Below are 5,329 nucleotides of genomic sequence, written 5' to 3'. Positions count from 1 at the left end.
GCTGGAGCCACGCGATTGTGGCCGTTGTCATGCTTTCCCTGGCGTCGCTTAATTGGCTTCTGCGATTTAATGAACCTGGTGCGGTACTGCCCTGGGGGCTGGCCATTTCGCTGGTCACTGCCTGCCTGATCGCGCTGGCAGGCTGGCTGGGCGGCCAGTTGGTATACGAGCATGCTGTCGGCGTCGACGTTGAGAAGTCGCCTTAACAGCGCAATGTCGGCAATAGTAGTGTTGGCACTTAAGGGAATAATCTTCATTGCGTTAACTCCAAGCCAGCGGTTTGGAGAGCACAAACCCAAGCACACCCAATATCCCCGTTAACGCGAGGATTAAGGCGCATAGACTGGCAACTTTTACGCCTTTGAAAATCCCCATTTCCAGCCGCAAAATCAGCCAACCGAAACAGCCGTGGGCAGCCACCATTAGCACCACGGCACCTAGCTTTAGAATTAACCACCCCCCAAGAAGGCCATGCAGCAGAAACAGCAGCGTGCCCGACGCGATGGCGACCAAGGCAGCAGGTGTTGCGATGGAGTTATAGAAGAAACGTGGCATGGGGGGCGTGCCTTGAGCGAATCCAGCGTCTTTACGCAGCTGGAGCGCATGCAAAAGCAGAGCGGGTAAATAGAGAAGCGCGCCGCACCAAGTAACTAGCGCGGCGATGTGCAGAAGTTTTAGCCATGGCATTGAGGCTTCCTTGCGTTGCGTAAGGCGATAACGGGATTCACCCCAGATAACCTTAGTTAACAAAAGCGACTCTAGCTAGGCAGGATAGCGAAGATAGGCAGTTATAATCAGTTAAAAGCCCGCGTTAGGAGATATAGCGAAGGCTACTCCACAGCGATTTCGTAACCGGTGAATTTACGCAGGTTAATAACCCCGCTATCAAAGATCAGGTACTGCCCTTTTACACCTTGAAGAGTACCTTCAACCAGCGGCTGCTTATCAAAATTATGGGACGTCACCTTACTTGGGAAAGTCGCCACGGGATAATGAAAGTCCAGCGGCGTTTCATCCAGCGTACGAATGGCATCCGCACCGTGCACGTCACGTAACTGCCCTAACCCATCGGCTAACAGGTTAAAAAGACGGTCACGCTCTGCGCACAAATCCAATGGTTTCACCTCGCCTTTAAGCATGGCACGCCAGTTAGTTCGGTCGGCCACCTGCTCTTTAAAGAGCATTTCGACAAAACCAGACTGTTGCCGGGTATTTACCTCAAGAATGGGCAATGCCTGAATGGCCCCTTGGTCCAGCCAGCGGGTTGGCATTTGCGTTTTGCGGGTGATACCTACCTTCAAACCGGATGAGTTCGCTAAGTAGACAATGTGTGGCTGGAAGCAGTGTTTTTCGCCCCACTCGGGGTCCCGGCAGGTGCCCTGATGATAGTGGCACGTCTCGGGTTTCATGATGCATGTATCACACTGGGCTAAACGCTTAAAGCAGGGGTAACAGTAGCCTTGAGCAAAACTTTTTTTGGTTGCCCGCCCGCAGTGGGTGCAAGCAATCGCACCGCTCCAGGCAAGTCGCATCGGCGAGCCGATACGCTCATTCAGAGGCATTCGATGGTCGCCCGCGCGAAGGTGATACACCACCCGATCATCTTGGCGACTAGGCAAATCAGCCGCCATTTTTTGCAAACATCCTTGCACCGGGGATGCTACCGAGGCAAACAGATCATCAGTCACGCGTGGCATCCCGGGCAAGGCCTGCCATTTCAGGGGAAACACCGGCACCGGTCGCGCCAGCACCACAGGTACGCTGCTCCAGATAGCCGACACGACTCTCTTCAGGAACGTTATTCTCCACCTCAAAACGCATCACCGCTTCCAGGCACAATTCGGTCTGTTCTGGCGTTAAATACCGGCCATCGGGCCATTTGCGCAACGCCACTGCCTGCTTAAGGCTTTCGTAAATAGCGGGCGTCATTTGGTTAATCATTTTATCGAAGGTCATGTCACTCATCGTAGGCACCTTTAATGTTTGCTTCGTTTGGATGAATAATACCAGCCTGTGACCAGCCCCACGAGCAGCCCGCCCAAGTGCGCTTCATTCGCTACGTTGCCAAAACCCACGCTACCGGCAATATCGGTCATGGTGAACACCATCCAGCCCAGCATGAAGACGACTAGCATCTGGGGGACGAAAAATCCGCTTTGCGGGGCACGATAAGACATCAGCCACACATGGGCCAGCAAGGCGTAAACCACACCAGACATACCGCCAAACAGCACTGTGCCAGTGACATATTGCGCAATGTTAGCGCCAATACCGGCAACCAGAAGCAGTAGCAGCATGGTACGACTACCCTGAAGCTGCTCGATTTGACGCCCGAAGTACCATACCCACATCAGGTTGAAGATCAAATGCATCCAGCCAAAGTGTAAAAACGCAGGCGACAGTAAGCGCCATACTTGGCCAGACATCATTGTGTCACTAAGGTTGCCATATACGAGCTGCCCACCTGAAACGCCCACTGGCACGATGGTGAGCCCTACAATTAGTAAGTCGCCAAATACCCCTGTTAGGGCAAAAACACATAGGCTAATACCAATCATCAGCGCTGTAACCGGCACTTGGCGCAACATCGGCACCAAACGATTCATCCCGCTTCGGTGGGTGGGTCGAACAGTCGTCGTAATCAGAGGCTCACCTCGCTCCCAGCGACTCACCAACGATCTCATTTCATCATGCTGGCGCGGGTCGGCAACCCATAGCAGCTGGCCATCTGCTTCATCGGTAATGCGGTGACCAATGCGGTAGTGCCATAGAGCTTTACGCAGCTCTTTTGTGTCCGCGCCCGTGGGTAAAAGCATTACTGGATGCATGGCAGGTTCCTTTCAACCAATAAGAATCGGCGTAACGTCACGCCGCGTCACCAACGGATAGACGAAAAAAATCCGGCGGAGGGGGCCGCCGGATCAAAAAGCAAGGGATCATTCAAGGGAACACTTACTCTGATAACCGACAACACCGTTAGTTCAGCGATTTTGAAAAAAATATGTAACCGTGTGTAAAGCTGGAAAATATCGCTATTAATCAAAATCTATTTCCCACGGTTTAGGCAGTGCACGCTCCTCTTTTGGCACCTGTATCCACACAAAATGATCAGCGTTGAGCCGCGCTTCTCCGCTCCAGCGATAAGCCACTAAACGGCCAAATTTCACCGCACTATAATCCAAGCAGGCAATGTTGTGTGCTGGTAAGGCGGGAATACCCTCGCACCAGTAATGGCCGATAAATAAAGGTGGCTGTTCAGGGCCGTAATAACTAAGGCGCTGACGTTCAGTATCGGTCAGCGTTCTGGTCTCTAGGTCACCAGGAAGGTTATCTGGCTGAAATACCACGTCCCCCCACTGCTGGGGGTTCGCTGACCAAAAGTGCGCACGAAAGCTCTGCCTGGTAAAGCCATCGCCTGAGTGTATCGCAATGCCTTTTGGTAACGGTATATGAGGCCCACGGGTTAGGCGATCAAGTATACGAAAGGCTTGTGTCGAGGGGTCAGTGGACTCAACCAGAAAGTGATTGTCCATGCAGGCGTTGGGCGCGCGCTGTTTGAGCTGTCGAATCAACTCGTCATCCCAGCAGGCATGCACCACACGAATCCCATCCAGCTCCAGACAGAGTGGAATAGTCTTAAACCACGCCAAGGTGTCTTCCCACTCGTTTGTATAATCGCGGTACTGAGCCAGCGTGTCTTCAATAATACGGTTATGGCGCGGCGTATGTTCGCGCAGCCAGCGCTTGTTGCTACCAGGGGGCGCAGGGTGCGTATAGGCCAGGGCATTATATTCATGATTACCCATGACAATATATGCTTCGCCCTCTTCAACCATTCTGCGTGCGATGGTAACCGCTAGACGAATACGCGGGCCACGATCAATTAAATCACCTAAAAAGATCACTTTTCGGCGTGGGTGACGATATACCCCGCCCCGCCGATGATAGCCAAGCCGTTCTAATAACGCTGCCAGCGTTGCACCACACCCATGTACATCACCGATTAAATCGTAGCCCTCCATATTAATCCCCTAGCCGATGGCTCCAGCCGAGTTTACTGCGCAACACTTCATAGAAGTTATGCCCAATAGGATGCACGAGCTGAACGCGCTCTGGTTTTCGTTGAATAACGAGCACATCGTCAGGTTTAGCCACGGCACGAGTTTGTCCGTCGCAGCTGATATGGGGATAGGTCTGATTGGTTTCACCAATGTGAACACGGATTTCACTGGCAGCGTCAATCACAATAGGACGACTCGACAGCGTATGAGGGAACATGGGCACCAACGTCACTACATCAAGTTTGGGGTGCATGATTGGCCCGCCGCCAGAAAGTGCATAGGCGGTTGAACCAGTGGGCGTGGCAATAATTAAGCCGTCACTACGCTGGCTATACACAAACTGCCCATCAATAAACAGTTCGAACTCAATCATGCGCACCGCTTTACCTGGATGAACCACCACTTCATTGAGCGCAGCACCGCTACCCACCGCTTTACCGTTTCGGTACAACACGGCATCTAGCAAGAAACGCTCTTCAACTTCAAACTCTCCCGCCAGCACTTCGCCAACCCGACTTTCTAGTTCATCAGGAGAAATATCCGTTAAAAAGCCTAACCGCCCCCGGTTCACGCCTAACATCAATGTACCGCTAAGGCATAGCGTGCGGGCAGCCCCGAGAAGGCTACCATCTCCCCCCACAACGATGACCAAATCGCACAGCTCCCCCAACATGCGGCGGCTGGCTTCAGGCAGTCCATGGTTCGGTAACACCGTTGCGGTCCGGTCTTCAATCAGAACTTTATAATCGTGGGCAACTAGATAGCTGACCAACCGCTTAAGCGAATCGACCACTTTGTCACTGCCTAAGCGGCCGATTAAGCCGATTGTTTTAAAGGACGTCGCTTTAGAGGACGTCGCTTTTTTAAGGGGCGCTTCTTCTAAAGGCTGCGTGCGTTCGGCCTGGCTCAAGGGTGCTAAACCTGACGATGGGGTGTTAGACATGGACAACTCTCGCTGGCATCAGCCCACATTATGGAGAGTATGAGGGTGTCGAGCAAATTGCCCAGCGCAACGCGAAACCGCTGGTTACTCTGGGCAAAAACAATAGCTTGAATTAGTTAGACAGATATAGCGCGACGACGCTGCAACCACCAGTGATTTAACCACAGAGAAGCGGCCATGATAGCGGCGCCCAATAGTAGCTTGCCTATATCTGCATCCCGGTTCCAAATCACCAGATTAACCACCAAACCAGCGGGTACCAATGCATTGTTCATTATCGCCAGTGTTCCTGCATCGACCTTGGTGGCTCCTTGGTTCCAAGCAA

At 52.6% G+C, this 5,329-nt stretch carries 7 protein-coding genes and 1 pseudogene; 1 reads left to right on the top strand and 7 read right to left on the bottom strand.

Annotated features, from left to right (window positions below; translation table 11 throughout):
• Positions 1 to 206: DUF2231 domain-containing protein (locus INT22_RS21055; protein ID WP_226912727.1), on the top strand; the 206-nt coding region annotated here is incomplete at its 5' end.
• A gap of 55 nt (positions 207 to 261) precedes the next feature.
• Here the strand turns inward: INT22_RS21055 and INT22_RS13710 are convergent.
• The 7 genes and pseudogenes from INT22_RS13710 to INT22_RS21050 all read right to left on the bottom strand — a co-directional run.
• On the bottom strand, positions 262 to 687 hold the full coding sequence (locus tag INT22_RS13710) for a CopD family protein (protein ID WP_095604605.1): 426 nt from the start codon (positions 685 to 687) through the stop codon (positions 262 to 264).
• 143 nt (positions 688 to 830) lie between these two features.
• The gene (locus tag INT22_RS13705) at positions 831 to 1,697 is read right to left on the bottom strand and encodes a DUF2797 domain-containing protein (protein ID WP_193060507.1); all 867 of its coding nucleotides are present in this window, start codon (positions 1,695 to 1,697) and stop codon (positions 831 to 833) included.
• The gene (locus INT22_RS13700) at positions 1,681 to 1,965 is read right to left on the bottom strand and encodes a YeaC family protein (RefSeq protein ID WP_038483142.1); all 285 of its coding nucleotides are present in this window, start codon (positions 1,963 to 1,965) and stop codon (positions 1,681 to 1,683) included. The genes INT22_RS13705 and INT22_RS13700 overlap by 17 nt, the downstream gene beginning before the upstream one ends.
• Before the next feature lie 11 nt (positions 1,966 to 1,976).
• Positions 1,977 to 2,828, bottom strand: a complete 852-nt coding sequence (locus tag INT22_RS13695) for a rhomboid family intramembrane serine protease (RefSeq protein ID WP_193060506.1) — start codon at positions 2,826 to 2,828, stop codon at positions 1,977 to 1,979.
• Positions 2,829 to 3,035: 207 nt separating this feature from the next.
• Positions 3,036 to 4,022 (bottom strand): metallophosphoesterase, encoded by a 987-nt coding sequence (locus tag INT22_RS13690; RefSeq protein ID WP_193060505.1) that lies wholly within the window; start codon positions 4,020 to 4,022, stop codon positions 3,036 to 3,038.
• A gap of 1 nt (position 4,023) precedes the next feature.
• Positions 4,024 to 5,004 carry an NAD(+) kinase gene (locus tag INT22_RS13685; protein ID WP_038483133.1) on the bottom strand — a complete coding sequence of 327 codons (981 nt, stop codon included), beginning with the start codon at positions 5,002 to 5,004 and terminating at the stop codon, positions 4,024 to 4,026.
• Between the two features lie 116 nt (positions 5,005 to 5,120).
• A pseudogene (locus tag INT22_RS21050) lies at positions 5,121 to 5,329 on the bottom strand (EamA family transporter); the annotation flags it as partial.

Source organism: Halomonas sp. 3D7M, from assembly GCF_014897885.1.
Taxonomy (GTDB): Bacteria; Pseudomonadota; Gammaproteobacteria; order Pseudomonadales; family Halomonadaceae; genus Vreelandella.
Note: the sequence above shows the minus strand (reverse complement) of the source record. Positions and strands in the feature narration are given on the sequence as shown.

Bases quoted from the DNA above. Each gene is read 5' to 3' on its own strand.
- INT22_RS13695 (WP_193060506.1), bottom strand. From the start codon at position 2,828: ATGCATCCAGTAATGCTTTTACCCACGGGCGCGGACACAAAAGAGCTG.
- INT22_RS13710 (WP_095604605.1), bottom strand. From the start codon at position 687: ATGCCATGGCTAAAACTTCTGCACATCGCCGCGCTAGTTACTTGGTGC.
- INT22_RS13685 (WP_038483133.1), bottom strand. From the start codon at position 5,004: ATGTCTAACACCCCATCGTCAGGTTTAGCACCCTTGAGCCAGGCCGAA.
- INT22_RS13700 (WP_038483142.1), bottom strand. From the start codon at position 1,965: ATGAGTGACATGACCTTCGATAAAATGATTAACCAAATGACGCCCGCT.
- INT22_RS13690 (WP_193060505.1), bottom strand. From the start codon at position 4,022: ATGGAGGGCTACGATTTAATCGGTGATGTACATGGGTGTGGTGCAACG.
- INT22_RS13705 (WP_193060507.1), bottom strand. From the start codon at position 1,697: ATGCCACGCGTGACTGATGATCTGTTTGCCTCGGTAGCATCCCCGGTG.